A 24,046-nucleotide genomic window follows, 5' to 3' on the forward strand; every position below is an offset into this window, starting at 1 on the left:
GAAACGATGCTTTCGTTTTCTCAAGGATATTGATTTATTTGCAAATAATTGGTTTTAAATAAAATTGCCTGACTTAATGGACAAAAATTTATCTTTGAAAAATTGTTTTACGACATTCAAATCAATTCAACAAAAAAATAAATTCTAATTAAGTCAGTAAAACCGTGAAGTTAACTTTCCAAAGTTATCCGACAAAAGTCAAAGTTCTGCTTTCCGTAATGCTATTGGGTTTTGCGGTAGGAACGACTACGCATATTTTTGACTTATTAAATCACGGTTGGATATTAAATCCAGAAGTTCCAAAATGGAAAAATATCTTTTGGGTTTCACTTACTTTTTTTGATTTTTTAATTGTTGTTTTACTTTTAACAAAGCTGAAATTGGGGCTTTTGTTTGCCAATATCATTATCATTGCGGATGTTTTGGTGAACACCAACTTTTTTAAATTCGACAGACTCGGTTATGACGACGATTACAAAATTTATCTTCAAGTTATTTTCTTGATTTATGTCCTTATTTCAAGTTTGATAGTATTGAAATTAAAACCTTGGAATACAGTTTAGATAAAGGATTGTCATTATTTCGAAGTTTTAAAACTTGACTTTATTAGTACAAAATCTTTTCACTTTTGCTATAAGATTCACGAATCCTCGCTTCCATTTTCTGAAGTTCCTTTTGATAATCGAAATATGGATTTTCGTTTTCTTCCAGTTCTTCAATCATTTCAAATTGGAATCGATTTTCGCCCAATTGTTTCCAATCGGCTTGAAGTTCGGCATTTTCAAATTGTCCCATTTTCAAAATGAATTTGGCTTTGTTCTCCCAAGCTTCCGCATTCATCGTTGATTTTATAAATGTTTTATCCGTTTCCAAATTGCGAATCGAGAAAACGCCCATCGACACTTTTCGGTTGTTGAAGGCTTCTCGCATTAATTTCTTTTGTTGTTTATCCATTGTTTTTTATTTAAAATTGACATCCAAATCGATGAAAAGTTTCGTTAATGTTGCTAATTCTTTGACTTTGAAATTTGGAAAAATATCGTCTGCTACTTCCTCTGCCGTAGTTTTGGCATTTTCGAATATTTCCTTTCCCGTTTCGGTTATCACCACAAAACTCACGCGAGCGTCACGCAAATGCGCTTCACGAGCGACTAAGCCAATTTTCTCCAAAGGCGCTAACAATCGTGTAATTCCTGATGCGGTAATTCCCAATTGGTCAGCAAGGTCTATTCTTCGGCATTTGTTTTCTGGGCTGTTTACTAAAACATACAAAACCATAAAGTCACTTAGTCCCAAGCCGTGAAGATGCAGTTTATCAAATTTTCGAGCCAAAATCGATTGAGCTTTCATCAAGGAAAAAGCACTTAAAAGCTTGTCATTCATTGTTGATTATTATTTGAGTTGTCAAGTAATTTGCAAAGATATAAAATTTAAATAAAATAAAATTAGTATTTTTATAATCAATTGAAATTTAATTACATTTGCAAAATATTTATTTGAGTAATCAAGTATTTGTAAAGTTTAAATTATTTAAAAATGAGTTCAAAATATATAAATGTCAACGGTATTTCGATTTGCTACGAACAGTTTGGCGAGGAAAATAAAGAATGTATTTTGTTGATTTCCGGATTGGGAAGTCAGATGACGCGATGGAATTTGGATTTTTGTCAAAAGCTGGTGAATAAAGGATTTCGTGTGATTCGATTTGATAATCGCGATGCTGGGAAAAGTACTTTTATCGAACATAAAGTTTCGGACCTTGGACAATTAATGCAACTTTTACAGCAAGGAATAATTCCTGAAAATGCGTACTCACTTTTGGATATGGCAAAAGATGCAATAGGATTGTTGGACGCCTTGAATATTGAGAAAGCCCATATCGTCGGTCGTTCAATGGGTGGAATTATTGCTCAGGTTTTGGCAGCCGAATTTCCTGAAAGAGTTTTTAGTGCGACAATCATTATGTCCACTTCATTAAATCCCGAACTTCCGCAAACTGCGCCAGATGTTATGCAAATGATGATGCAAAAAGCACCAGATTTTAAAATGGATAAAGAAGCTTTTCGTGAAAACCGTTTGAAGTTTGCCAAACGAATTTCGGGAAGTTTGATTCCATTTGATGAAGATGCAGAATGGCAAACGCTTGTCGAGGAAAATCAGCGTGCTGCTCCAGCGCAAACTTTAGGACATATTACGGCGATGACTTTGACTGGTTTTAATCCTGAACGTTTTGAAAAAATAAATGCACGGACTTTGATTATTCAGGGAACCGAAGACCCAATTTTTCCTTTGGCTTGTGCAGAGGATTTGCACGCTCGAATCAAAGGATCAGAGTTTTTAAAAATTGAAGGAATGGGACACGAAATTCCACTGCCTTTGAATGAAAAAATCGTGAATGCTATTTCAGATTTAGCAAAGATTTAAACGCAATAAATATCGATTGAAAGTTTTGCGTACATTTGATTCTTGCAAATTTTGTCATGGAAAAGAAAACCAGCATCGACCAATTTTATCAGGAAATGTCTAATGCAACGGGGCAAAATATCTATAGTTTTTTGCCACCCGATATTTCTAAGGATATTGGGCATTTCAATATTTTTGATATCGCCGAAACTTTTAACGAAACGCGTCGCACACAATTGATGCCTTACAACAAACGGATGTACTACAAAATCAGTATGATTCGTGGGCATAATTTAGCGGAATATGCAGATAAAACTTTCGAAATCAAAAAGAATGCTTTGCTTTTTGCAACACCCAAAATTCCGTATCACTGGTTACCACAAGATGAGCATCAGTCGGGGTTTTTCTGTGTTTTTACGGATGATTTTTTAGTGCGGAATAAAACGGGGGTTGTGTTGGACGATTTACCCATTTTCCAAACGGGTGCTTATCCGATATTTCAAATTGACGATGAAAAGGCAGAAGAAGTATTGCAAATTTTCCGAAAGATGCAACAAGAACTGCATTCCGATTATCGTTTCAAATATGATTTAATCCGAAATTATGTTTTGGAATTGATTCATTACGGACAAAAACTGCAACCTTTAGACGAGCAAAATTCTTCGCATAATGCGGCTGCAAGGGTAACTTCACTTTTTATTGAATTATTGGAGCGACAATTTCCGATTGAATCTACCAATCAAAAACTGAATCTTCGGACAGCAAAGGATTTCGCGGAAAGATTATCGGTTCATGTCAATCATTTGAACAAAGTTTTAAAAGAAAGCATTGGCAAAACAACGACAGAAGTTATTGGCAATCGCATTGTTCAGGAAGCTAAATATTTATTGAAACAAACCAATTGGAATGTTTCTGAAATCGCATACAGTTTAGGTTTTGAAGAGGTAGCACATTTCTCTAACTTTTTCAAAAAACATACACAATTAACACCTTTGGCTTATCGAAACTAAATGATTTGAATTTTACAAATCATTCATTGATTCACGCAATATTGAATTGCTGATTTTCGTGCAACTTTGCATCATTAAATAAAACAAAAATATGAGTACAGAAAATAAGATTGCTTTGGTAACTGGTGGAAGTCGCGGTTTAGGCAAAAATATGGCTTTAAGTTTAGCTAAGAAAGGTGTAGACGTGGTTTTGACTTACAATAGCAACAAGGAAGAAGCGGACAAAGTGGTCGCTGAAATCCAAAATTTAGGACAAAATGCTGCCGCGTTTCAGTTGGATGCTGGAAATGTAAAATCTTTCGATGCTTTTATAATGGAAGTTACGAATCATTTAACCGAGAAAACAGGAAAACCGAATTTTGATTATTTGGTCAATAATGCAGGGACAGCTTTGTACGCACCTTTTGCAGAAACTACGGAAGAGCAATTCGACAATGCAGTGAACATTCATTACAAAGGCGTATTTTTCCTGACGCAGAAAGCTCTACCTTTCTTAAATGATGGCGGTAGAATAGTGAATATTTCAACTGGTCTGGCTCGTTTTTCTAATCTTGGATCTTCTGCCTATGCTGCAATGAAAGGCGCTGTAGAAGTTTTAACGCGTTATCTAGCAAAAGAATTAGGTTCTCGTGGAATTACTGCAAATACCGTTGCGCCAGGTGCAATTGCAACAGATTTTGGTGGTGGCAGAGTGCGTGACAATAAAGAAATTAACGACCATGTGGCGCAAGTGACAGCTTTGGGAAGAGTTGGTTTGCCTGATGATATCGGCGGTGTAGTTGCGTTCCTATGCAGCGATGATGCACGTTGGATTACAGGTCAACGCATCGAGGTTTCTGGCGGTATGAATTTGTAAATTTTCTTTCAGAAGAATTATATAACCACGGAGAATTTTATTTTCCGTGGTTTTTTGTTTTGTATACTATTTAAACTTCATCAAAACTACTTGCAAGCTAGTTAATACAATTATTTATTTTTACTTACTCAACAAACTCTTTAAAAATCACTGTCGAATTATGTCCACCGAAACCAAAAGCATTGCTCATCGCAACTTTCACGGGTTTTTCCAAAGGTTGATTGATGACAACATTGATGTCCGCAGGGATTTCGTCGTCCAATTCTTCAACATTGATGGTTGCAGGAATAATATTTTCGTTGATACTTTTTATGGCAATAATTGCTTCTATCGCTGCCGCAGCACCCAATAAATGCCCAGTCATGGATTTTGTGGAACTCACATGCAATTGATGGTCGTTACCAAAAACTTTCTGCACGGCATTTAGTTCGGCAATATCTCCAACTGGCGTAGAAGTCGCATGAAGATTGAGATAATCGACATCTTTAGGTTTCAAACCTGCTTCTTCAATTGCCAATTCCATAGATTTAGCTGCACCTAATCCTTCAGGATGCGGCGAGGTCATGTGATAAGCATCCGCAGTCATCGCTGCGCCCACCAATTCGGCATAAATCTTTGCACCACGAGCTTTTGCGTGTTCGTATTCTTCCAAAATCAAAGCGCCTGCACCTTCGCCCATAACGAAGCCGTCACGGTTTTTGTCAAAAGGTCGACTTGCTGTTTTGGGGTCGTCGTTTCGTTGGCTCATGGCTTTCATGGCAGAAAATCCGCCAAAAGAGGCAGGTGTAATGCCCGCTTCAGAGCCGCCTGTCACAAAAACTTTAGCTTTTCCCAATCGAATGTAGTTGAAAGCGTCCATTATCGCGGTATTTCCCGTTGCACAAGCCGAAACTGGTGTATAGTTGATTCCTTGCAAACCATATTTCATCGAAATCATTCCCGATGCCATATTAATCAACAATTTTGGAATAAAAAACGGATTAAAACGTGGGTTATAATCACCATTTACGTAGTTTTCAACTTCATTTTCAAAGGTTTGCATTCCACCTTGACCAACGCCCCAAATAACACCAAAGTCAAAAGGATCAATTTTACTCAAATCAAAATTGGCGTCTTCCATCGCTTGTGATGCGCTGTACAAGGCATATTGAGTGAAAAGATCGGTGCGTTTTACTTCCGCTTTATCCAAATATTTGGACGCATCAAAATCCTGAATTTCACACGCTACTTGCGACCGAAATTTAGATGCATCAAAGCGTGAAAGCTTTTGCCCAGCACTTTTTCCAGCCTTTATGTTCGACCAAAAACCTTCAATATCATTTCCCAAAGGGCTAATAGTCCCAAGACCAGTTACTACAACACGTTTCATTTCTGTAATGAGGTTTTAAATAAATTAGAGGTTCCGCGGGCGATCATTCTCGTATGATCGGGGTTCCAGATTTCGCATTCAGCGTGCACAAATTGCTTGCCTTTCTTGATAATTTTGGTTTCGGCTGTAATTTTGTCACCTGCTTTTGCCACCGAAAAATAATCGATGGTGTTGTTGATGGTCGTATAAAAACTGTCTTCGCCCAAAGAAAACATCATGGTTCCGATGACATCGTCGATAATGGCAGCTGTAACGCCACCGTGGATATTGTGCATCGGATTCAGCCATTCTGGACGAACGGTAAATTCGAATATAATTCTGCCTTCGGAAGCGTCGATAACCGTTGGTGCCAACCATTTTGTGAAAGGTGACGGCGAAATATCGAAAACTTTGCCTTTATACGATTGTAATAATTCTATTGGTGTCATTTTGTTGTTATGTTTATGATTGAAATTCAAGATTTTAGTTGAATTTTTAAATTTAAATATTAATCGCAGCTTGTCCGGAAGCCAGCATATAAGCCTCTTTCACAACTTCGGAATAGGTTGGATGCGCATACGACATCGTGAACATATCTTTGGCAGTAACTTCGTATTCCATCGCCACAACGGCAGATGCGATAAGGTCAGCCGCACGAGCGCCGATGATGTGAGCGCCTAAAACTTCGCCATATTTTGGATCAACCAAAACTTTAGCAAAACCATCCAAATCCATTGAAGCACGAGCTCTGGCACTTGCCGAAAACGGAAATTTTCCTACGTTGTAAGCGATTCCATCACGTTTCAATTCTTCCTCAGTTGCGCCAACAGAAGCCACTTCTGGCCAAGTGTACACCACGCCAGGAATACGATTATAATGGATGTGCGGTTTTTGTCCGTTGATGGTTTCGGCAACAAAAACGCCTTCTTCTTCGGCTTTGTGCGCCAACATTGCACCGCCGATAACGTCGCCAATGGCATAAATATTAGCAGCTTCGGTTTGTAGTTTTTCGTTGACTTGGATGAAACCTCTTTCTGTCAGTTTTACATTTGTATTTTCCAAACCTAAACCTTGTGTGAAAGGTCGTCTACCAACTGCCATCAATACATAATCTGCTTGTAAAGTTAGCTCGGTTCCGTTTTTATCTTTAAACCAAACTTTTGCCGAATCGCCTTGATTTTCAACTTTATAGACTGATTGTTGCAACTGAATTTCAACGCCTTCTTTCTTCAATATTTTTTGCAAAGTTTTGCCCAACTCGTGGTCCATTGTCGCAATCAGATAATCAGCGTATTCCAAAATGGTAACTTTGGTGCCAATTCTGTTAAAAATAGAAGCCATTTCTACACCAATAACGCCACCGCCAATAATGATGATTTCTTTTGGTTGATCGGTCAATGCCAAAGCTTCGGTTGATGTGATGATACGCTTTTTATCGATTTCAATACCAGGAATGGATGAGGGTTTAGAACCTGTTGCGATGATAAATTTATCACTTGAAATTTGAGTTTCTACACCAGAAGCGTCCAAAATTTTCACTTGATTATTATTGATAAAACTGGCTGTACCGTGTAATTTGGTAATGTTATTTTTCTTCATCAAAAACTCCAAACCTTGGGTGTTTTTCAGAACAACGTCAGCTTTGCGGTCGTACATTTGTTTAAAATTTAATTGTACCTCGCCAACTTCAATTCCTTGCACTTTGAATTTGTGCAAAGCGTCCGAAAAATGATGCGTACTATCCAGCAAAGCCTTTGAGGGAATACATCCAACGTTGGTACACGTGCCGCCCAGCGTGTCATATTTTTCGATAATTGCAGTTTTGTAACCCAATTGAGCGCTGCGAATTGCCGCTACATAACCGCCAGGACCCGAACCAATTACGGTGATATCAAAATGTTCCATTGTCTTTTTGTTTTTAATTACATCATCTTTTTAGGGATGAAAATATTGTTAAATACCAAATGGTATATTTATGTTTAAAAAATTTTTAAATTTTAATTTCGGTTTCAATGATTTTTATACCGCGGTCAACCGCCAAATCCATATACTTTTTATCATTCATAGTGCCTGACAATAGTATGCCTCCTTCAATTATCATAATGAATTCCTTAGCATAATTATCTGCCGAAATGTCTTTTTTGAAAAAACCTTGCGTTTGACCATCTTCAATGACCTGAATGAATTTCTTTTGCCAACCTTGAAACTGTCGCTGTACCGTTTTTTTTAGGAATTCCAAATGATTGTCGGCTTCCGTTGCCGCATTCAACATTGGACAACCACCGGTTTTCAAGACTTGCATCAACTTTTCACGATGATATTCCAGCATACCGATTAAAGCGTCCAACGGATTTTGGGAGGCAGAAATAACTTCGTCCAAACCACCACTGCGCTTCGAAACATTGTAACGAAGAGCCTCGATGACAACTTCCTCTTTATTCTCGAAATTGCCATAAATACTGCCTTTCGTCAATCCAGTCGCTTCGGTAATATCCGACAACGAAGTCGCAGCGTATCCTTTTGTATTGAAAATAGGCGCTGTTTTTTCGATGATAAATTGTCTTGTTTTTTCTGCTTTACTCATGATTTTGTCTTAAATTTCTAAAATCCAATTGTGTTTTATAAAGATTGAATTTGATTCACCATTCGACCCAACATCGATGGGACAATCAGCTTGTGAATGGGCTTTACTGGAATAAAATAAGCTTTACCCAAGAGATTATTAAACTTCACCGAAGTCGAAATACTCAATTTCTTCTTTTCTGACTGCGTTGGTTCTATAAAAAGGGAAACCCGAAAATTCAAATGTTTATCATCTTCGCCCAAAACCACTTCATTTTCCGATTCATGAAAAACTTTAAACAAACCAACATTTTGACCTATTTCAGCATTGAAATTTTTCAAATCTTGTGCTTTACCAGAAGTCGTTCCCGTGGTTTTCAATCCTAATTTTCCAACTGCTTTATCTCTAAGTTTCATTAAAGTTTTTACCCAATTTGGCTCGGAAGTGAAAAATAATTTAGCAATCTTTTTAATGTTAATTTCGTCTTTTGCATCTGCAAAATCGGTGCTGTAGCCATCAATAAACTCATAGCTGGAATCCGCTTTTAAAAACGAATTAAAAGGAAGCAAGGATTTTTCTATTTTCAAATTATTTGCCATAATGCCAAAGTTTTAAATTGATACTTAAACGATTTCACATGGCAAAGTTACAAACAATATACCAATCGGTATATTTTATTTCAAAAAAAATGTCTTTAATAATTTTAAAGACAAATTTTGCAAGTTGTTAGGAATCAGCAACATTTCTTGTTTTCCTGTATTGGCGGACATTTTGCCGTGCCATAGCTACAATAAACGCAGCAATCGCCTTGTTTTGGTTTTAAAACCGACTTGCATTTTTCGCATTCGTAAAAATATTGACATGCATTTGTCGGCATTATTTCTTCCTTTTTGTGTCCACAATTAGGACATGTAATTGTTGAATTTAATATAATTTCCATTTATTTTTCCGTTTTGTTAGTCACTTTGTAGCCCGTAGAATTGATGGCTTTTTCTATTTCGGCGATTGTCGTTTTGGACTCATCAAACTCCACAATGGCATTCCCGTTTTCATACGAAGCAGCAGATTTTACGATACCTTGCAACTGGTTCACTTCATGATTAACATGGTCGCCACACGCATCGCAAGTCATACCGCTAATTCCAAATTCAACCGTTTTCAGATTAGACTTTTCAACAACAACGATTTCTTTTTCCGTTTTGGGATAAAATATATTGGCATAAAGCGGAAAACTGAGCATTAAAACTGCGAAAACACAGATGATTGCAAGAAAAGCTTTGGATTGCAAAAATTTTGGTTTCTCCTCGGTTTCACAATTACAATCGATTTCTTTCTTCGGTTTTAATTTCTGATACCACGCAAAAGCCAGCACCAGAACGGTGATTGCAATAAAATAAGGTCTGGCAGGTTGAAGCCACGAAAAAGTCGAAGCCACACCGCTGGCACCTGCGAAAAGCGCAAGAACAGGCGTGATACAACAAAGCGAGGCAGCAATCGCCGTTAAAAGTCCAGCGCCTAAAAGTTTATTTTCTGATTTCATATTGATTCGAGGATTTCGGATTTATCAAGAATTTTGAAAATGGGTTGCAAAATTTTATCGTATTCATTGGTCAAAGAATAGAAAATGGTCTGCGCTTCTCTTTCGGTTTCGATGAGTTTTCGGTCTTTTAATTTTCGTAAATGTTGAGAAATTGCTGAAACTGTCATTCCCAAAATATCGCTCAAATCGCAGACGCACAAACGTTTTTCCTCATTCAATAAAAAAAGAATTTTCAATCTAACATTGTTGCCAATTAACTCCAAACCTTGCGACAAATAATCAAAAGTATCATCCAGTTCCGAAACCTTTTCTTTGCAACGGTTGATTTGCTGAGCATCCGCTTGCTGCCTTATACACGAAATTTTTTCCATAAGGCAAATGTAGTTAATTTTATTATTTAAGCAATTGCTAAAATAAGTATTTTTGAATTTGAAATTTAAACGAAAGTAAATTCAATAACAGATTGCAAAGCACTGATTTTTAAATAGATAAAAATAATTTAATTTTACTTTGAACATTTATTTTGTCACCAACTCAATATTAGAATGACTTTCAATGATTTCTAAAATAATTTCGAAATAGGTTTTTCCGTTTCCATTTTGCAGTTCTTCGATAGAGTTTTGAATTAACTCTACATTGAAAACTTCAGGATATTTCAGTTTGTTTTGGTAGAAATTCAAGGTAAAGTCATAACCGAAAAGTTCTTTCATTCGTTCAAAATCTGTCCAGACAAAACGAATGGCTTCGTTGCCATTAATTTCACCAAAACCGCCGTACAACAAGTCGTCCAAAGCATCCAAACTTTCGCCCAATTCCCAATCTTCATTAGGCATCAATTTGTCATTAAACTCTTTATACAAACTCGTCAAATCCTGAATTTTGGAACCATCAATTTGGATTTCTTTTTTCATTTATCGTGAATTTTGTTGATTCGCAAACTTACAAAAATCAAACTTTTTTTAGCCTTTTTGATTTTGTTGAAAAGCAGTTTTTTTCTAATTTTAAACTCCTATTTAAAACATAAATCTCATGTCAGAAAATACAATTAGTAATCAAGTCGATAGAAATCATCCCGCTTTTCGTAAAAATGCAGATGCGTTTTACAATATCGTGATGCAAGGTTTAAAAGGCGAAGTGGATGGCGAACATTTTTGGGATGCTGTGGATGAAAACGCTGTGTTCGAGTTTTTGTACAATTTCCCGAATTTTCCCAATAGAATAGAAGGGAGGCAAGCCTATATGGATTGGTTTGGCGGTTACGAAACCCAGCTCGATTCAGCAGATGGTTTACATGTTTACAAAGACCAAGCGCAAGGAATTGTCACTTTGGAATATGCTGTTCACGGTACGATTCCAGCAACGGGGAAGCCTTATGACAATAGGTTTTGTTCCATAGTGACGATAAAAAACAGGAAAATAGTGCATTGGCGAGATTATATGGATTCATTTGCTGTGATTATCGCGAATACCAAAGATTAAAAAAATTAAAACCACCTTTTATGAACATCGAAGAACTTCGCGAGTATTGTTTGTCCATTCCTTTGGCGACGGAAGATATGCCTTTTAAGAATGAATATCTGATGTTTCGGGTTTATGACAAATGGTTTGCGGTGATTCCGTTAAATGATGCTGAGCTTAAAGTTTCGCTAAAATGCAATCCCGAGGAAGCTATCGAACTTCGTGAACGTTACGAAAGTGTTGAGGCAGCTTGGCATTTCAACAAAAAATATTGGAATACGATTATGCTAAACGGCGATATGGATGACGAAACCTTGAAAACGTGGATTAAACATTCGGTACAGGAAGTCGTTAAAAAGTTGCCGAAAAAATTGAGGGATGAATATGCAGAATTAGAGAAATAGAAACTTGAAGTAAAAGACCTCCGCGAGCTATTGCGAAGGTCTTTTGTATTTAATCACTTTTCTATATTTAAACCGAAGTCTCGGGCTGATACATTTTCAAACGTTCCATTAAATGAGTCGTCATCTTTTCTATGGTTTTGTTGTAATTGGTCTTTTTGGCAGGCTGTGTTTCGTCGGCTTTCTGATGATTCCCCCATTTTACAAATTCCATAACCAAAGGAAGTAGGCTAATTCCTTTTTCGGTCAAAGTATAGCCTACACGAGCTTTTCCCGAAACTTTATGTTTAAAAATAAGTTCGGCACATTCCAAATTTTTAAGTTTATCTGTCAAAATATTGGATGCAATTTTTTCGTTTGATGCCAAAAAATCCCCGAACGTCATTTTATCCGAAAACATCATATCCCTCAAAATAAGAATGCTCCATTTGTCGCCAATAGTGTCCAAAGTGCAGCTAATAGGACAAGATGATCTATTTTTAGTTGTGCTCATTTACTTGCGTATTACAATTGCAAATATAATAGTTTCAATTTTTAGAAGAGAAAATATTAACTAAATCACAATTTAACTACGAAATAGCTAAAGTTGCATAATCCGTATAACCTTTTTCGGTACCGCCATAAACTGTTGCATCGTCCAAAGGATTAATTTCTACATCATTAAGCAATCGATTTGTTAAATCTGGCGTCGAAATAAAAGCTTTCCCAAAAGCGATGGCATCGGCATAATTTTTCTCCAAAGTTTTTATTGCAATATCGCGATCAAATCCACCTGCTGTGATAATTGGATTGCTAAACAATTTACGGTAATGTGCTACCAATAGGCTTTCAACATAGGTTTCGACTTCGCTTTCCGATTGTAAATTCTGCGGTTCTTGAGATTCGATGATGTGCAAATAAGCAAGATTGTATTTTTCCAATTTATTAACGATGTAGTCGTATAACTCGAAAGTTTGAGGATCTAAGCCGATTGTTCCTGTAAAGAACGGCGAAATGCGCACACCTACTTTTTTGTTTGGAACAACACTCAATACAGCATCCAAAACTTCGAACAAAATACGTGTACGATTCTCGATACTTCCACCATATTCGTCATCGCGAACATTAGAAACACTTCTGAAAAATTGTTCCATAAGATAGCCGTTTGCAGCATGGATTTCGATACCATCAAAACCTGCTTCCATCGCATTAATCGCAGCTTGACGATAATCTTCAATGATTTGCTTGATTTCTGGAATGCTCAATGCATGCGGCGTTTCGTAAGGTACACGACCCCAATCTGGCAAAAATGCGTTTCCAATCGCAGGAATAGCCGAAGGTGCAACAGGCAAGCTATTATTCACCTGAAATGCCGAATGAGAAATGCGTCCCACATGCCACAATTGCAAAAAGATACGTCCATTATTTTGGTGAACGGCGTTGGTTACTTTTTTCCAACCATCGATATGCTCTTGATTATAAATAGCCGGCGTTGTTGGATAACCTTGCGCTTGTTGGCTGATTTGGCTCGCTTCTGCGATAATAAGTCCAGCGTCGGCACGTTGCGCATAATATTCTGCCATCATATCATTTGCTGCAAAATCCTTGTTGGCACGCATCCTTGTAAGCGGCGGCATTACGATTCTGTTGGGAAGTTCTAAATCTCCGATTTTTAGAGTTTTGTTAAATATTGAATTTGTTGTATTCATTTGTTTTGTACTTTTAAATTGCAATCGCAAATATATAAATAAAATTGCAAAACGCAAGTGCGAAATAATTTTTTATTTAAAATGAATGCTTGAGTTTTAATGTTTTATTGAGAAAAAAAGTACAAGAAAAAAAATAAATATTTGTAAATGTGATATTTAATTTCATAGCTAGTGAAAACGTCTATTAAAATAATTAAAATGCGTTTAATTATTAATCATAAAAAAAGCTTGCCTAAAATATTAGACAAGCCTTTTACATTAAATTGATTTGAAAATATTCTACTTCGACTTTTTCAACATCAAACAAAGGATAATTGCAAGCAAAGGAGCGACAGCAAAGGAAGCGTAAAGATAAATCGAAGCTTGTGTTGTGCCGCTAATTCCACCAGGTTTGGTGATTCCGCCAAAGTTGGTAACAAGTCCTGCAATCGCTGCACCGAAGGATGTTGCAATCAGTTGTACAGTCATTACTGACGATGAGGTAAGGTCTTCTTCACCTTTTGGCGAGAGCGAAAATACTTTTGTCAGTAAATGTGGCCATCCCATTCCGATGCCGATGCCGATGAGTAGCAGGAATGTACATTCTATAATGAGTTTCATCGTGAATGTGTGTAAAGTTGCAATCGAAAAATAGCAAAGTCCAAGCATGCCAATCAACATTACAAATGCACCAAAAAGGATGATTTTGTTTACTCGATTTCCTTTAATTCCAGAAAATAGAATGGAAGATAATGTCCATCCAATGGCAATTAATACCGTAAGATAGCCTGATTCCAAAGGCGAAAGTCCGTCGATAATCTGTGCAAAATAAGGTACATAAATTTCGATGGATGTGGCAATGGTTAGCAATGCCATAATGCTGTAAATGGTGCCCAATTGCGAAGTTATTTTATAAGCACCAGTTGGGAGTAAACGGTTTTTGGAATTTTTCTCCGAAATAACTAAAATCAGTAATAAAAGAAAGGCAATACAAATTCCGATGAGACTTCCGACTATATTTTTCTGAATACTACCAATAGAAACCGTTAAAGCTGCCAATCCCAAGAGCAAAAGTTTGAGATAAGGGATTTGTGAAACCTTTTCTTCAGGCTTTGTTTTGGGTAAAGTTTTGGAAGATAGGATGAATAAGAAAACGCAAAAAATCAATAGCACGCCAAACGCCATTCTCCAATGTCCATGTTCTGCGAAAATTCCGCCAATAAAAGGTCCCGAAAATGCTGCCACGCCCCACATTCCCGAAATTAAAGCCATTGCTCTGGACCATAATTTTTCAGCGAAAATCAATCTAATCATCGCATAGGATAAAGCGAATAACAATCCGCCACCAAATCCCTGAATAAAGCGTCCAAGCAACAATACATACATGGTTGGCGCCAAACTACACAGTAAAACGCCCACCGAAAATAATAAAATCCCGATTTGATAGGCTTTTCGAGGACCCGATTTCCCCATTTGATTTGCCGAAACTACCGAGCCAATGACCGATGCAACGATAAAAATGGTGGTATTCCAGGCGTAATATTCCAAACCGCCGATTTCCTTAATGATTGACGGCATTATCGTTGTTGCCAAATACACATTTGTTGCGTGTAACATCACACCCAAAGCCAATGTTGTGGCTTTTAATCCGTTTCCGTTCGAGAAAAGATCCTTCCAGGTTGTATCATTTTTGTTCATATAAAATTGCATTAAAATAATAATGCAAAATTCGGTGGAGCCGGAGATTAGCGCAATATCGAATCTTCGGTAAAAGATTCAATTTTTACGGATTATGTGATTTGAGAGGATATATCTAATCTGTTTTGCATTATATTTTTTAACGCAAAGGCGCTAAAAACCAATAAATACTACGTTTTATTAAGGCGCAAAGAATTTATCTTCGATAAATTATACGATTGAAAAAAAGGAAAATCTTTGATTTTCTTGCGCCTTAATTAATTTACATTGTTTGAAAATCTTGCGCCTTTGCGATAAAAATCACAGGAAATTTCTTCATTTTACTTGCTTTTTCTGTAATCGTTGGGCGACATCATCAAATAGCGTTTAAAAAATCGTGAAAAATAAGAAGTGGTTTCAAAGCCCAATTGGTCGGCACATTCTTTAATGGAGCGAGTCGTATGTTTTAGAAGATATTGACTTTCCAACAATATCCGTTCGTGGATAATCTGCAAAGCCGTATTTCCCGTTTCTTCTTTAATCACTTCTGTTAAATGTTTTGCCGAAATTCCGAGATGCGAGGCGTATTGTCCAATAGAATTCCACGTTGTAAAATGCTCATCAACCAATTTTTTAAATTCGTAGGTCAGCTGATAATTTCGGTTCATGGTTTTCTCAAATCCCAACAAACAATACTCACAAGCCCTGTTATATTCGTACAAAATCTCCATGATGATTAAACGAATAATATCTAAATGATAAGCGTATTTTGAGTTTAATTCCCTTTTTATTTGGACAAACTTTTCCTTCACCGAATTAAAACTTTCGTTGAGTTCATACATCGGCGGATATTTGGTATTTAGCAAAAGTAATTCGTCAATAATTCCCTCTTTCAGGATGATTTTCTGCAAAAACACCTTTGTAAAAAGGACTTGTTTTACTTTGAAATTATCAGAAACATTTTGAGTAGAAATGAGTATATCGGGAGGCAAAATTGTGATTGTTCCAGAAGTAATTTCAAAATGATGAAAACCAATTTTAATCTTAGCATTTCCCTCCGAACAGATTAAAACCGTGTAATAATCATTCTTGATAGGACTTGCCAATCTTAAGTTATCCGTTTCTTCCGAATATTTTACCATAATTCGTATCTCAATAAAGAACAAAATTAAAAAATAATTTTTCCTCAAAAAATCATCTCAACTAAAAAGCTTGCCTAAAATAATAGACAAGCTTTTTCCTCAAATAAAATTCGTTTTAAAAGTTATAAATCTCCCGCAAACTTTCTTTTAACGGTAAAGGTTTTCTACACAAAAGATGTTCTAAATCGTTAGACAATAGCTGAAATATAGCATTTCGCTTGTCGGTTACAAATCCAGAAATAGCAAACAGTTCACCTTCATGAACGCCTTTTTTTCTTAAATGATTTTCGTATTCTTCAACCGTAGTTTGCGCATAAAAAGGCACTTGCTTTCCCGATAATTCAGACAAGGCATCGGCAACATCGGCGTAAGTGTAATACTCAGAAGCTGTCAATTCATATTCTTTGTTCAAATGTTTTTCGTCCAAAAGTGCATTGGCAGCCGCTTCACCCAATTCGCGTCTCAGCGCAAACGGAACTTTTCCATCCGCAGCATGAAGATAAACTCCGTTTTCCAAAACATCGTTGCCCACAAAAAGAGGAATTGCATCCGCATACATCGTATTTTTCAAGATGGTGTACGGAATTCCACTTTCCTTTGCATAGTTTTCGGTATCCAAATGCTGCTGTAGTAAAGCTTTCAGCGGAGATTTTTCGATATTTTTCACCAAAAGACTGGTGTAGAGAATATGTTTTACGCCGTGTTTTTTTGCGGTATCAATTACATTTTTGTTTTCGCTAAAAATTGTTCCGCTTGGCGACGGAATCAAAAGCAATTGGTCGATGCCTTGCATGGCTTGTTCCAGAGAATTTATGTCTTCGTAACTCCCAATTTTCACGTTGATTCCTTGGTCGATAAAAGTTTGTGCTTTACTTTCGTTTCGAACCAAAACTGTGATTTCTTTCGCATCTTTTAACTTTAGTAAATGCTTGATGGTTTGTTGTCCCAAAGCGCCTGTTGCTCCCGTTATTAATATCATTTTCTATTATTTTAATGAGAATTTTCCGAAACTTTTTCAGAATATTTGATTGCAAAATTAGAGGAGTCATTTGCGATTTATACTATTGGTTTCCAACAGGAAACTGGTGTGTTGTAGGAAACCAAATCGGAAATTTGTTACCTTTATCAACTATAAATTATGCATTTTGAAAGACGAAAAAAAAGTTCTGAATCCAACCCAATGCAGCCTGAGAATGGTGGGGATGAATGATGCAATGAGCATACTTTCTGGCAAATGGAAATTCCATATTTTGTCGGCGCTTATCGTATTTGGGAAAATGCGTTTTAGTGATTTAAAGCGTGAAGTAACGGGCATTGGCGCAAAAATGCTATCGAAAGAATTGCAAGATTTGGAAATGAATCTTCTGATAACAAGAAGCGTAAAACAAACCAAACCGATCACTGTGGAGTATGAAATTACGGATTTCGGGCGTACTTTGGAGCACATCATCGTGGAGCTTGCAGAATGGGGCATAGAATACCGAAATGTGTTGATTAATAAAAATGCTTCAACGGAAATTTAAACCGAATTTTAGTGGAAAATGCAAACAAAATAATTAAAATTTCTACCACGCCTTTGGATGAAAATTCGTCGAAAGTGCGGCTGGATTTTGATGGTTATTCGGTTATGGAGCAATGCAGCAATACGGCGCAACATGGCAGCTTCTTTCTGGAAGAACATAGTCTTTTCTTTTTGTTGGATGGCAGTTTGAAATTAACGCATGGCAAAGATGTTTTTGAATTGAAGAAAAATGAAATGATTCTATTCAAAAAAGCGACTTTCCTAAAATTTGAAAAATCTGCCAACAGCGGTCCAACCTACGATTGCATTATTGTAAGCATTAAAGATGCTGTGCTAAAATCTTTTTTGACATCATCGAATATGAAACCAATTGCAAAGCCAGATGCAGAAGCCAATTCTGCCATTTTTCCGATGCCCGAATGTCAAATTCATTTCGCCCAATCTGTGAAAATGTATTTGTCGGGAACTTATCCTGTTCAGGAGGGACAAATCCACATCAAAATGATGGAAATGCTTTATAACATTGCTATTGGCTCGCAACCGATGTATGCACAACTATTGCAATTCGATCAACCAATTCGTGTGGACATTCAGTCGGTGATTGAAGCCAATTATACCTCACCAGCTTCCCTCCAAGAACTTGCGTATCTGTCTGGTAGAAGCCTTTCGGCGTTCAAAAGAGATTTTCAAAATATCTTCAATATGCCGCCCGCACAATTAATTCGAGAGAAAAGATTGGCAAAAGCGAAAGATTTGCTGGAGACAACGGCGATGTCCATTAGTGATATTTGTTATACTGTTGGTTTCGAAAACGTTTCACATTTTTCTCGCATTTTCAAGGATTTATACGGCATTTCGCCATCTTCTTATCGCCATCATTTGTAGTTTTTGGGCATTTTAATCCATTTGGACTTTTTAGAAAAGAAACTTGGACTGTTGGGAAAAGTAGTCGGCTAAAAGCTGCTTTACCTTTGCAGTACAGAAAAATAAAGTTTAACATTAATTGAAACAAATGGAAAATAAAAACGCGAATTCCATCACGGATTACGAAACAATTATCAACACGATGAAAACCTATACAGAAGGTTTTAGAACAGGTGATACAACGATTTTTAATGACGTTTTCACGAAAGATACGGTGATGTATGGCTATTGGAACGGACATTTTGTGGAAGGTTCTATCGAAAATCTGCACACCTCGGTAAAGCATGCAGGTGCAGCGCCCAACATTATTTCGCATGTTAGTATTTTGGATAAAACAACCACGACAGCAGTTGTACGAAATGAAGTAGAAGCTAATGCAACGGGCGATAATTTCACCGAATTTCATTCTTTAATCAAGGAAGGTGATGATTGGAAGATTGTCTCAAAAGTTTTTCACAAATACGATAAATAATGATGAAAATAGAAATTTGGAGCGACGTTGTTTGTCCGTTTTGTTATATCGGAAAACGAAATTTGGAACTTGCATTGGCGCAATTTCCGCAACGAAATCAATTGGAAATTACATGGAAAAGTTTTGTTTTGGATCCTCATCTTCCCGAAACAGCCGAAGATAGTTACGCCGATTATTTGGTGAAGCGAAAAGGTTTGGCGTTGGAGCAGGTCAACGGAATGATTGCAGGAATTACGCATACCGCAAAAAATGTTGGTTTACATTTCGATTTTGATCATTCGGTTTTGGTCAATTCTCATAAAGCGCATCAACTAATTCAATTTGCTAAAACAAAAATGTTGGGACAGCAGGCAGAGGAAGTTTTGTTTGAAGCTTTTTTCATCAATGGACAAGACACTGCTAATACCGAAACCTTGTTACAATTAGGCGAAAAAATTGGTTTGGATAAAACGGAATTGCGTTTGGTTTTAGAAAATAAAAGCTTTTCCGAAGCAATAGAAAAAGACATCGACGAAGCCCGAAAAATAGGTGTAAACGGTGTTCCGTTTTTCCTGATTAATGAGAAGTATGCGATTTCTGGAGCACAACCACCCGAAGTTTTCCTTAGTACCATAACCAAAGCATTTGAAGAATGGCAAAGGGAAAATCCTACCAATAGTTTAGAAATTATTGAAGGGCAATCTTGCAGTTTGGACGGAAATTGCCAATAAAATATTGATTTCAAAAGCAAGCGAGGTTTTTCCAAAAAGAGAACCTCGCTTGCTATTTAAATTTTGTAAAATATGTTATTTAATAGCCGCAATCATCATGTGGGGGCTAAAGGGCAGCAAGGTTTCATCATTTTCTGTTGCCATCAATAAATCATTTAAAACACTTCTTCGCTTAGGATTGAGCATGTTAGAATAATAATCTTTGTCAAGCCAAATAAAACCCTCAACCGCAAACATTTTATCAATTTTAAAATTGCATTGCAAGAATTCGTCTTTCAAAATCCTTGGTTTATGATAAAAAGCCTCAGCTAACAACCACGGAAAATCGTCTGGAGGCGTATGAATACCTGATTTTAATTCGGATTTACACATGTCAAAAAACGGCGGTTTGTAGATCAATCCATTTAAAAGACCTACTAAAGTGGAAGCTGTAGAATTAATACCAAAACCCAAAATAATTCCATTTTTCTTCAAAACCCTTTTAGCTTCGTTAATGACAAGAATGCGGTCTTCGGCGTTTTGTAAATGATACAAAGGTCCGTGAAGTATGACTAAATCTGCAAAATTATTAGGAAAGTCCAAATTTCTTGTTTCGCCTTTTATGACTTTGAACTTGTTTTTTAATTTTTGCGACCTACTTTGGGCAATTTTTAGGTGTTTATCAACAGGTTCTACCAAGTAAACGTTGTGATTTAGTTTGGACAACCATTCCGAATATTTGCCTGTACCACCGCCAATATCAAGAATTGTGGAAGAATTTTTAAGATACAAACTGATCAAATATTTTATGCGCTCAAATTCGAAAACGCCCATTCCTTTTGAAAGTCTATCTTCTTCGGATGCTTTATTGTAGAAAAGTTCAATAGCAGAACTTATTAAATTATGTTTTTTCATACTAAGATTAGTGCAAAACACTTTAAGATTAATTTATAGAAATAAAAAGTCGCGACTACAAAAAGTAATCGTTAAAACCTCTGAGAAACGAGGTTGTGATATGCGCACTTAGTATAAGATGTTGCAAAAATAGAAAAAATATTTAAAAGTGGAAATTATATATAAATAGTTGATTGTCAGTTTTATAAATTGAATTTATAAACGATTTGCTACAGCCATTCTCAAACTAAATTTCAAAAAAAACAAACAAAACACTTTGCATTTTAAATTTATCATCGTAATATTGCAATGTTAAATAAAAACAAATGGGCGTTACCAAATCGGATATTTTTTCGGAAGAACAAAACAAACTTGCAGGCTTTTTCAAAGTTTTGGGACATCCAGCTCGTGTGGCGATTTTACAGCATATTATCAATCAGAAAAGTTGTATTTGCAACGATTTGGTAGAAGAATTGGGATTGGCGCAAGCAACGATTTCTCAGCATTTAAAAGAGCTAAAAAATATAGGAATTATTAAAGGTTCCATCGAAGGAAAATCCGTTTGCTATTGCATTGATGAAGAAAAATGGAAACAAATTCAACAGGATTTTGATGTATTTTTTAATCAAAATGTAAGCACCAACCAATGCTGTTGAAGGCATTTTTTTTGACTTTCAATATCGTAATATTGCAATATATAAATAATAAAATTAAATTGTATGAAACTATCAAAAATTAAAGAAATCTTGCCTCAATTGGGCAATGTACAGTTTCAGTTGGAAAATGGAAATTTTGTTCCCGAGCATTTTCATGTGACGGAAGTCGGTATTATCACTAAAGATTTTATCGATTGTGGTGGAAAAATCCGACATGAAAAAACAATCAATTTTCAGTTGTGGAATGCCAACGATTTTGATCATCGTTTGAAACCCACAAAATTGCTAAACATCATTCAATTGTCTGAGGAAAAACTGGGTATCGAAGACGCCGAAATCGAGGTGGAATACCAAAGTGAAACCATCGGGAAATACGATTTGGATTTTAATGGCGAGCATTTTTTACTAAAAAATAAACAAACGGCTTGCTTGGCTGGCGATGCTTGCGGCATTCCCGTTCAAAAACAAAAAGTGAATTTATCTGATCTCAATACTACTAACTGCACACTAAATTCTGGATGTTGCTAAACTCAAAATCATGTATCAAAATTTAGCCGAAACTATTACCAGCATTGCTTCTGCGAAGAATCTAAACGAAGATCGAAAGGAAATTTTACAGCCATTAATCGATTATATTCAACAGAAAATAAATCAAAAAGAAAGCGTCAATATTCAATTCATTTGCACGCACAATTCGCGACGAAGCCATCTGGCGCAGGTTTGGGCACAGGTTTTTGCAGCACACTTCCAAATTCCAAAAGTGAATTGCTTTTCGGGCGGAACCGAAACGACGGCGCTTTTTCCAAAAATCGTTGAAACACTTACTGAGCAAGGCTTTTCTATTGCAAAGATTTCAAAGGACGAAAATCCAGTTTATGTCCTAAAATTTGACGAAAATGCATTGCCGATTATCGGTTTTTCGAAGCGATACGACCATGCTTTTAATCCCGCTTCCAACTTTGCGGCGGTGATGACTTGCTCGGAAGCGGACGGCGGATGTCCATTTATTGCAGGTGCCGAAAAAAGAATTCCGATTACCTACGAAGATCCAAAAATCGCCGACAATACCTCGTCTCAAACGGAATTATACGCAAAACGCAGTTTGGAAATCGCTACTGAAATGTTTTATGTTTTCTCAAAAATCAATCGCTACTAAATGCAAACAAAACTAAAATACCTCAATCGTTACCTTAGTTTATGGATTTTTCTGGCGATGGCAATTGGCGTTGGCTTGGGACATTTTTTTCCAAATATCTCGAACGCCATTAGCCAAGTTTCGGTTGGATCTACCAATATTCCGTTGGCGATGGGATTGCTTTTGATGATGTTTCCACCGCTCGCAAAAGTCGATTATTCGCTGCTTCCAAAGGCATTTTCAGACAAAAAATTAATGCTGATTTCCTTGGTTTTAAACTGGATTGTTGGTACGGTTTTGATGTTTGGACTGGCGATTTTGTTTTTTAGAAATTCCCCCGATTATATGTCGGGATTAATCTTAATCGGCTTGGCAAGGTGCATCGCAATGGTGATCGTGTGGAACGATTTGGCAAAAGGAAACCGCGAATACGCCGCAATGTTGGTCGCCCTCAACAGCATTTTTCAGATTTTGTTTTACAGTTTTTTGGTTTGGCTTTTCATCAACGTTTTGCCAGCAAAACTCGGATTGGCAAAATTCAACATCAATGTCTCTGCAAAAGACGTCAGCCAAAGCGTTTTCTTGTATTTGGGCATTCCTTTTCTTGCAGGTTTTCTCAGCCGATATTTTTTGGTAAAAACGAAAGGTTTGGCATGGTATAATCGGAAATTCATACCCAAAATTTCACCGCTATCGCTTTATGCGCTTTTGTTTACCATCATTTTGATGTTCAGTTTAAAAGGCGATAAAATCATCGAATTACCGATGGATGTGCTTCGGATTTCGGTGCCGCTCATCACTTATTTTGTCCTCATGTTTTTCGTCAGTTTCTTTATCAATAAGGCTTTGAAAGTTCCGTACGACAAAAATGTGTCGATAGCGTTCACCGCAACGGGCAACAATTTCGAGTTGGCAATTGCGGTGGCTATTTCGACTTTCGGGATCCATTCTTCGCAAGCATTTGTCGGCGTTATCGGCCCTTTGGTGGAAGTTCCCGTCCTTATTTTATTGGTTAAAGCGAGTTTATGGCTAAAGGATAAATACTATAAAAATTAAATTCTTTGCGCAACTTAATTTCCAAGATTATTTCTTTTCCAAAGCTGATCGATTTTGTAAGTAAGTGCCACTTTACAAGTTGGCCATTCGTTTTCGATAATAGAGAAAACAACCGTATCACGAACCAAACCATTCGCCGAAATCATATTGTTTCTAAGTACGCCATCTTGCTTTGCACCCAATCTTGCAATCGCATTTCGGGATGGAAGATTGTACCAATTGGTGCGAAATTCAACGGCAATCGCCTTTAAAACCTCAAAAGCATGTGTCAAAAGCAAAAATTTGCATTCGGTGTTAACGTAAGTTTTTTGGTAAGATTTTGCATACCAAGTGTGCCCAATTTCCAACTTTCGATATTCGGGAACGCCGTTCATATAACGGGTTGTACCGATGATTTTGTTCGTTTTTTTGTCAATCACCACAAAAGGCAAACCTTTGTCGGCATTGTGTTCTTCCAACGCCGCGTTGATGTACTTTTCAACCGTTTCTTCCGTCGGAACCGTTGTAAACCAAAGCTCCGACAAATCGCCGTCTTTGCTGGCTTCCACCAAATCGTTTTTATCTTCGATAGTGAGTGGGCGAAGCAATACATTTTCAGTTTCGAGGACTATTTTATTGAACCATTTTTCCATT

At 36.8% G+C, this 24,046-nt stretch carries 32 protein-coding genes; 14 read left to right on the forward strand and 18 right to left on the reverse strand.

Annotated elements, in window-relative coordinates; all coding sequences use genetic code 11:
* The first annotated feature begins 164 nt into the window (after positions 1–164).
* Positions 165–563, forward strand: a complete 399-nt coding sequence (locus N5D90_RS00845) for a hypothetical protein (protein ID WP_280061230.1) — start codon at positions 165–167, stop codon at positions 561–563.
* 43 nt (positions 564–606) lie between these two features.
* Here the strand turns inward: N5D90_RS00845 and N5D90_RS00850 are convergent, their stop codons facing one another.
* Together N5D90_RS00850 and N5D90_RS00855 are read right to left on the reverse strand one after the other, a co-directional pair.
* On the reverse strand, positions 607–954 hold the full coding sequence (locus tag N5D90_RS00850; protein WP_280061231.1) for a GIY-YIG nuclease family protein: 348 nt from the start codon (positions 952–954) through the stop codon (positions 607–609).
* Positions 955–960: 6 nt separating this feature from the next.
* A complete protein-coding gene (locus N5D90_RS00855) occupies positions 961–1,383 on the reverse strand; it encodes a MarR family winged helix-turn-helix transcriptional regulator (protein WP_280061232.1) in 423 nt (140 codons plus the stop codon).
* 153 nt (positions 1,384–1,536) lie between these two features.
* Between N5D90_RS00855 and N5D90_RS00860 the strand changes: the two genes are divergently transcribed.
* The 3 genes from N5D90_RS00860 (at position 1,537) to N5D90_RS00870 (ending at position 4,269) form a co-directional block, all read left to right on the forward strand.
* The gene (locus N5D90_RS00860; protein ID WP_280061233.1) at positions 1,537–2,424 is read left to right on the forward strand and encodes an alpha/beta hydrolase; all 888 of its coding nucleotides are present in this window, start codon (positions 1,537–1,539) and stop codon (positions 2,422–2,424) included.
* A 56-nt stretch (positions 2,425–2,480) separates the two neighbouring features.
* Positions 2,481–3,413, forward strand: coding sequence for an AraC family transcriptional regulator (locus tag N5D90_RS00865; RefSeq protein ID WP_280061234.1), 933 nt, complete (start codon positions 2,481–2,483; stop codon positions 3,411–3,413).
* 91 nt (positions 3,414–3,504) lie between these two features.
* Positions 3,505–4,269, forward strand: a complete 765-nt coding sequence (locus N5D90_RS00870) for an SDR family NAD(P)-dependent oxidoreductase (protein ID WP_280061235.1) — start codon at positions 3,505–3,507, stop codon at positions 4,267–4,269.
* Positions 4,270–4,393: 124 nt separating this feature from the next.
* Here the strand turns inward: N5D90_RS00870 and fabF are convergent, their stop codons facing one another.
* The 9 genes from fabF to N5D90_RS00915 all read right to left on the reverse strand — a co-directional run bounded on the left by fabF (position 4,394) and on the right by N5D90_RS00915 (position 10,631).
* Positions 4,394–5,638, reverse strand: a complete 1,245-nt coding sequence (fabF, locus tag N5D90_RS00875) for a beta-ketoacyl-ACP synthase II (protein ID WP_280061236.1) — start codon at positions 5,636–5,638, stop codon at positions 4,394–4,396.
* Entirely contained in the window at positions 5,635–6,066 is a 432-nt protein-coding gene (locus N5D90_RS00880) for a PaaI family thioesterase (RefSeq protein WP_280061237.1), read from the reverse strand. Before N5D90_RS00880 ends, fabF begins: the two co-directional genes overlap by 4 nt.
* A gap of 52 nt (positions 6,067–6,118) precedes the next feature.
* Positions 6,119–7,522, reverse strand: coding sequence for a dihydrolipoyl dehydrogenase (gene lpdA, locus N5D90_RS00885; protein WP_280061238.1), 1,404 nt, complete (start codon positions 7,520–7,522; stop codon positions 6,119–6,121).
* An 85-nt stretch (positions 7,523–7,607) separates the two neighbouring features.
* The gene (locus N5D90_RS00890; protein ID WP_280061239.1) at positions 7,608–8,201 is read right to left on the reverse strand and encodes a TetR/AcrR family transcriptional regulator; all 594 of its coding nucleotides are present in this window, start codon (positions 8,199–8,201) and stop codon (positions 7,608–7,610) included.
* A gap of 35 nt (positions 8,202–8,236) precedes the next feature.
* The gene (locus N5D90_RS00895; protein ID WP_280061240.1) at positions 8,237–8,779 is read right to left on the reverse strand and encodes a DUF2867 domain-containing protein; all 543 of its coding nucleotides are present in this window, start codon (positions 8,777–8,779) and stop codon (positions 8,237–8,239) included.
* A gap of 134 nt (positions 8,780–8,913) precedes the next feature.
* Positions 8,914–9,120, reverse strand: a complete 207-nt coding sequence (locus tag N5D90_RS00900; protein WP_280061241.1) for a GDCCVxC domain-containing (seleno)protein — start codon at positions 9,118–9,120, stop codon at positions 8,914–8,916.
* Positions 9,121–9,720 carry a mercuric transport protein MerTP gene (merTP, locus tag N5D90_RS00905; protein WP_280061242.1) on the reverse strand — a complete coding sequence of 200 codons (600 nt, stop codon included), beginning with the start codon at positions 9,718–9,720 and terminating at the stop codon, positions 9,121–9,123.
* Positions 9,717–10,091 (reverse strand): metalloregulator ArsR/SmtB family transcription factor, encoded by a 375-nt coding sequence (locus N5D90_RS00910; RefSeq protein WP_280061243.1) that lies wholly within the window; start codon positions 10,089–10,091, stop codon positions 9,717–9,719. Before N5D90_RS00910 ends, merTP begins: the two co-directional genes overlap by 4 nt.
* 147 nt (positions 10,092–10,238) lie before the next feature.
* On the reverse strand, positions 10,239–10,631 hold the full coding sequence (locus N5D90_RS00915; RefSeq protein ID WP_280061244.1) for a ribonuclease inhibitor: 393 nt from the start codon (positions 10,629–10,631) through the stop codon (positions 10,239–10,241).
* A 118-nt stretch (positions 10,632–10,749) separates the two neighbouring features.
* Between N5D90_RS00915 and N5D90_RS00920 the strand changes: the two genes are divergently transcribed.
* Both N5D90_RS00920 and N5D90_RS00925 read left to right on the forward strand, forming a co-directional pair.
* A complete protein-coding gene (locus tag N5D90_RS00920) occupies positions 10,750–11,199 on the forward strand; it encodes a nuclear transport factor 2 family protein (protein ID WP_280061245.1) in 450 nt (149 codons plus the stop codon).
* A 20-nt stretch (positions 11,200–11,219) separates the two neighbouring features.
* A complete protein-coding gene (locus tag N5D90_RS00925; protein WP_280061246.1) occupies positions 11,220–11,582 on the forward strand; it encodes an MmcQ/YjbR family DNA-binding protein in 363 nt (120 codons plus the stop codon).
* A 67-nt stretch (positions 11,583–11,649) separates the two neighbouring features.
* On the opposite strand, the gene N5D90_RS00930 is transcribed toward N5D90_RS00925, so the two are convergent.
* From N5D90_RS00930 to N5D90_RS00950, 5 genes are all read right to left on the reverse strand, one after another.
* On the reverse strand, positions 11,650–12,072 hold the full coding sequence (locus tag N5D90_RS00930; RefSeq protein ID WP_280061247.1) for a helix-turn-helix domain-containing protein: 423 nt from the start codon (positions 12,070–12,072) through the stop codon (positions 11,650–11,652).
* A gap of 76 nt (positions 12,073–12,148) precedes the next feature.
* Entirely contained in the window at positions 12,149–13,267 is a 1,119-nt protein-coding gene (locus tag N5D90_RS00935; RefSeq protein WP_280061248.1) for an alkene reductase, read from the reverse strand.
* A gap of 279 nt (positions 13,268–13,546) precedes the next feature.
* Positions 13,547–14,944, reverse strand: a complete 1,398-nt coding sequence (locus N5D90_RS00940; protein WP_280061249.1) for an MFS transporter — start codon at positions 14,942–14,944, stop codon at positions 13,547–13,549.
* A gap of 320 nt (positions 14,945–15,264) precedes the next feature.
* The gene (locus N5D90_RS00945) at positions 15,265–16,065 is read right to left on the reverse strand and encodes an AraC family transcriptional regulator (RefSeq protein ID WP_280061250.1); all 801 of its coding nucleotides are present in this window, start codon (positions 16,063–16,065) and stop codon (positions 15,265–15,267) included.
* Positions 16,066–16,180: 115 nt separating this feature from the next.
* Positions 16,181–17,044 (reverse strand): SDR family oxidoreductase, encoded by an 864-nt coding sequence (locus N5D90_RS00950; RefSeq protein WP_280061251.1) that lies wholly within the window; start codon positions 17,042–17,044, stop codon positions 16,181–16,183.
* Positions 17,045–17,210: 166 nt separating this feature from the next.
* Here N5D90_RS00950 and N5D90_RS00955 point away from each other — a divergent pair, with 166 nt between their 5' ends.
* The 4 genes from N5D90_RS00955 (at position 17,211) to N5D90_RS00970 (ending at position 19,693) form a co-directional block, all read left to right on the forward strand.
* Entirely contained in the window at positions 17,211–17,588 is a 378-nt protein-coding gene (locus N5D90_RS00955) for a helix-turn-helix domain-containing protein (protein WP_347881100.1), read from the forward strand.
* Positions 17,589–17,599: 11 nt separating this feature from the next.
* Positions 17,600–18,472: an AraC family transcriptional regulator gene (locus N5D90_RS00960; protein WP_280061252.1), complete on the forward strand. Its 873-nt coding sequence runs from the start codon at positions 17,600–17,602 to the stop codon at positions 18,470–18,472.
* A gap of 127 nt (positions 18,473–18,599) precedes the next feature.
* Entirely contained in the window at positions 18,600–18,983 is a 384-nt protein-coding gene (locus tag N5D90_RS00965) for a nuclear transport factor 2 family protein (protein WP_280061253.1), read from the forward strand.
* Positions 18,983–19,693 (forward strand): DsbA family oxidoreductase, encoded by a 711-nt coding sequence (locus tag N5D90_RS00970; RefSeq protein WP_280061254.1) that lies wholly within the window; start codon positions 18,983–18,985, stop codon positions 19,691–19,693. The genes N5D90_RS00965 and N5D90_RS00970 overlap by 1 nt, the downstream gene beginning before the upstream one ends.
* 75 nt (positions 19,694–19,768) lie before the next feature.
* Here the strand turns inward: N5D90_RS00970 and N5D90_RS00975 are convergent, their stop codons facing one another.
* Positions 19,769–20,587 carry a class I SAM-dependent methyltransferase gene (locus N5D90_RS00975; RefSeq protein ID WP_280061255.1) on the reverse strand — a complete coding sequence of 273 codons (819 nt, stop codon included), beginning with the start codon at positions 20,585–20,587 and terminating at the stop codon, positions 19,769–19,771.
* A 305-nt stretch (positions 20,588–20,892) separates the two neighbouring features.
* On the opposite strand from N5D90_RS00975, the gene N5D90_RS00980 reads away from it, so the two are divergent.
* The 4 genes from N5D90_RS00980 (at position 20,893) to arsB (ending at position 23,413) form a co-directional block, all read left to right on the forward strand.
* Positions 20,893–21,222, forward strand: a complete 330-nt coding sequence (locus N5D90_RS00980; RefSeq protein ID WP_280061256.1) for a metalloregulator ArsR/SmtB family transcription factor — start codon at positions 20,893–20,895, stop codon at positions 21,220–21,222.
* A gap of 63 nt (positions 21,223–21,285) precedes the next feature.
* Positions 21,286–21,750, forward strand: a complete 465-nt coding sequence (locus N5D90_RS00985) for a DUF6428 family protein (RefSeq protein WP_280061257.1) — start codon at positions 21,286–21,288, stop codon at positions 21,748–21,750.
* A gap of 10 nt (positions 21,751–21,760) precedes the next feature.
* Positions 21,761–22,378 carry a protein-tyrosine-phosphatase gene (locus tag N5D90_RS00990; RefSeq protein ID WP_280061258.1) on the forward strand — a complete coding sequence of 206 codons (618 nt, stop codon included), beginning with the start codon at positions 21,761–21,763 and terminating at the stop codon, positions 22,376–22,378.
* Positions 22,379–23,413 carry an ACR3 family arsenite efflux transporter gene (gene arsB / locus N5D90_RS00995; protein WP_280061259.1) on the forward strand — a complete coding sequence of 345 codons (1,035 nt, stop codon included), beginning with the start codon at positions 22,379–22,381 and terminating at the stop codon, positions 23,411–23,413.
* 14 nt (positions 23,414–23,427) lie between these two features.
* Here arsB and N5D90_RS01000 read toward each other — a convergent pair whose 3' ends face one another.
* Positions 23,428–24,045 carry a GNAT family protein gene (locus N5D90_RS01000; RefSeq protein WP_280061260.1) on the reverse strand — a complete coding sequence of 206 codons (618 nt, stop codon included), beginning with the start codon at positions 24,043–24,045 and terminating at the stop codon, positions 23,428–23,430.
* Between the last annotated feature and the right edge of the window lies 1 nt (position 24,046).

It is taken from the genome of Empedobacter sp. GD03797, from assembly GCF_029842105.1.
Classification (GTDB): Bacteria; Bacteroidota; Bacteroidia; order Flavobacteriales; family Weeksellaceae; genus Empedobacter; species Empedobacter falsenii_C.

Bases quoted from the DNA above. Each gene is read 5' to 3' on its own strand.
- N5D90_RS00850 (WP_280061231.1), bottom strand. From the start codon at position 954: ATGGATAAACAACAAAAGAAATTAATGCGAGAAGCCTTCAACAACCGA.
- N5D90_RS00855 (WP_280061232.1), bottom strand. From the start codon at position 1,383: ATGAATGACAAGCTTTTAAGTGCTTTTTCCTTGATGAAAGCTCAATCG.
- N5D90_RS00860 (WP_280061233.1), top strand. From the start codon at position 1,537: ATGAGTTCAAAATATATAAATGTCAACGGTATTTCGATTTGCTACGAA.
- N5D90_RS00865 (WP_280061234.1), top strand. From the start codon at position 2,481: ATGGAAAAGAAAACCAGCATCGACCAATTTTATCAGGAAATGTCTAAT.
- N5D90_RS00870 (WP_280061235.1), top strand. From the start codon at position 3,505: ATGAGTACAGAAAATAAGATTGCTTTGGTAACTGGTGGAAGTCGCGGT.
- fabF (WP_280061236.1), bottom strand. From the start codon at position 5,638: ATGAAACGTGTTGTAGTAACTGGTCTTGGGACTATTAGCCCTTTGGGA.
- N5D90_RS00880 (WP_280061237.1), bottom strand. From the start codon at position 6,066: ATGACACCAATAGAATTATTACAATCGTATAAAGGCAAAGTTTTCGAT.
- lpdA (WP_280061238.1), bottom strand. From the start codon at position 7,522: ATGGAACATTTTGATATCACCGTAATTGGTTCGGGTCCTGGCGGTTAT.
- N5D90_RS00890 (WP_280061239.1), bottom strand. From the start codon at position 8,201: ATGAGTAAAGCAGAAAAAACAAGACAATTTATCATCGAAAAAACAGCG.
- N5D90_RS00895 (WP_280061240.1), bottom strand. From the start codon at position 8,779: ATGGCAAATAATTTGAAAATAGAAAAATCCTTGCTTCCTTTTAATTCG.
- N5D90_RS00900 (WP_280061241.1), bottom strand. From the start codon at position 9,120: ATGGAAATTATATTAAATTCAACAATTACATGTCCTAATTGTGGACAC.
- merTP (WP_280061242.1), bottom strand. From the start codon at position 9,720: ATGAAATCAGAAAATAAACTTTTAGGCGCTGGACTTTTAACGGCGATT.
- N5D90_RS00910 (WP_280061243.1), bottom strand. From the start codon at position 10,091: ATGGAAAAAATTTCGTGTATAAGGCAGCAAGCGGATGCTCAGCAAATC.
- N5D90_RS00915 (WP_280061244.1), bottom strand. From the start codon at position 10,631: ATGAAAAAAGAAATCCAAATTGATGGTTCCAAAATTCAGGATTTGACG.
- N5D90_RS00920 (WP_280061245.1), top strand. From the start codon at position 10,750: ATGTCAGAAAATACAATTAGTAATCAAGTCGATAGAAATCATCCCGCT.
- N5D90_RS00925 (WP_280061246.1), top strand. From the start codon at position 11,220: ATGAACATCGAAGAACTTCGCGAGTATTGTTTGTCCATTCCTTTGGCG.
- N5D90_RS00930 (WP_280061247.1), bottom strand. From the start codon at position 12,072: ATGAGCACAACTAAAAATAGATCATCTTGTCCTATTAGCTGCACTTTG.
- N5D90_RS00935 (WP_280061248.1), bottom strand. From the start codon at position 13,267: ATGAATACAACAAATTCAATATTTAACAAAACTCTAAAAATCGGAGAT.
- N5D90_RS00940 (WP_280061249.1), bottom strand. From the start codon at position 14,944: ATGAACAAAAATGATACAACCTGGAAGGATCTTTTCTCGAACGGAAAC.
- N5D90_RS00945 (WP_280061250.1), bottom strand. From the start codon at position 16,065: ATGGTAAAATATTCGGAAGAAACGGATAACTTAAGATTGGCAAGTCCT.
- N5D90_RS00950 (WP_280061251.1), bottom strand. From the start codon at position 17,044: ATGATATTAATAACGGGAGCAACAGGCGCTTTGGGACAACAAACCATC.
- N5D90_RS00965 (WP_280061253.1), top strand. From the start codon at position 18,600: ATGGAAAATAAAAACGCGAATTCCATCACGGATTACGAAACAATTATC.
- N5D90_RS00970 (WP_280061254.1), top strand. From the start codon at position 18,983: ATGATGAAAATAGAAATTTGGAGCGACGTTGTTTGTCCGTTTTGTTAT.
- N5D90_RS00975 (WP_280061255.1), bottom strand. From the start codon at position 20,587: ATGAAAAAACATAATTTAATAAGTTCTGCTATTGAACTTTTCTACAAT.
- N5D90_RS00980 (WP_280061256.1), top strand. From the start codon at position 20,893: ATGGGCGTTACCAAATCGGATATTTTTTCGGAAGAACAAAACAAACTT.
- N5D90_RS00985 (WP_280061257.1), top strand. From the start codon at position 21,286: ATGAAACTATCAAAAATTAAAGAAATCTTGCCTCAATTGGGCAATGTA.
- N5D90_RS00990 (WP_280061258.1), top strand. From the start codon at position 21,761: ATGTATCAAAATTTAGCCGAAACTATTACCAGCATTGCTTCTGCGAAG.
- arsB (WP_280061259.1), top strand. From the start codon at position 22,379: ATGCAAACAAAACTAAAATACCTCAATCGTTACCTTAGTTTATGGATT.
- N5D90_RS01000 (WP_280061260.1), bottom strand. From the start codon at position 24,045: ATGGAAAAATGGTTCAATAAAATAGTCCTCGAAACTGAAAATGTATTG.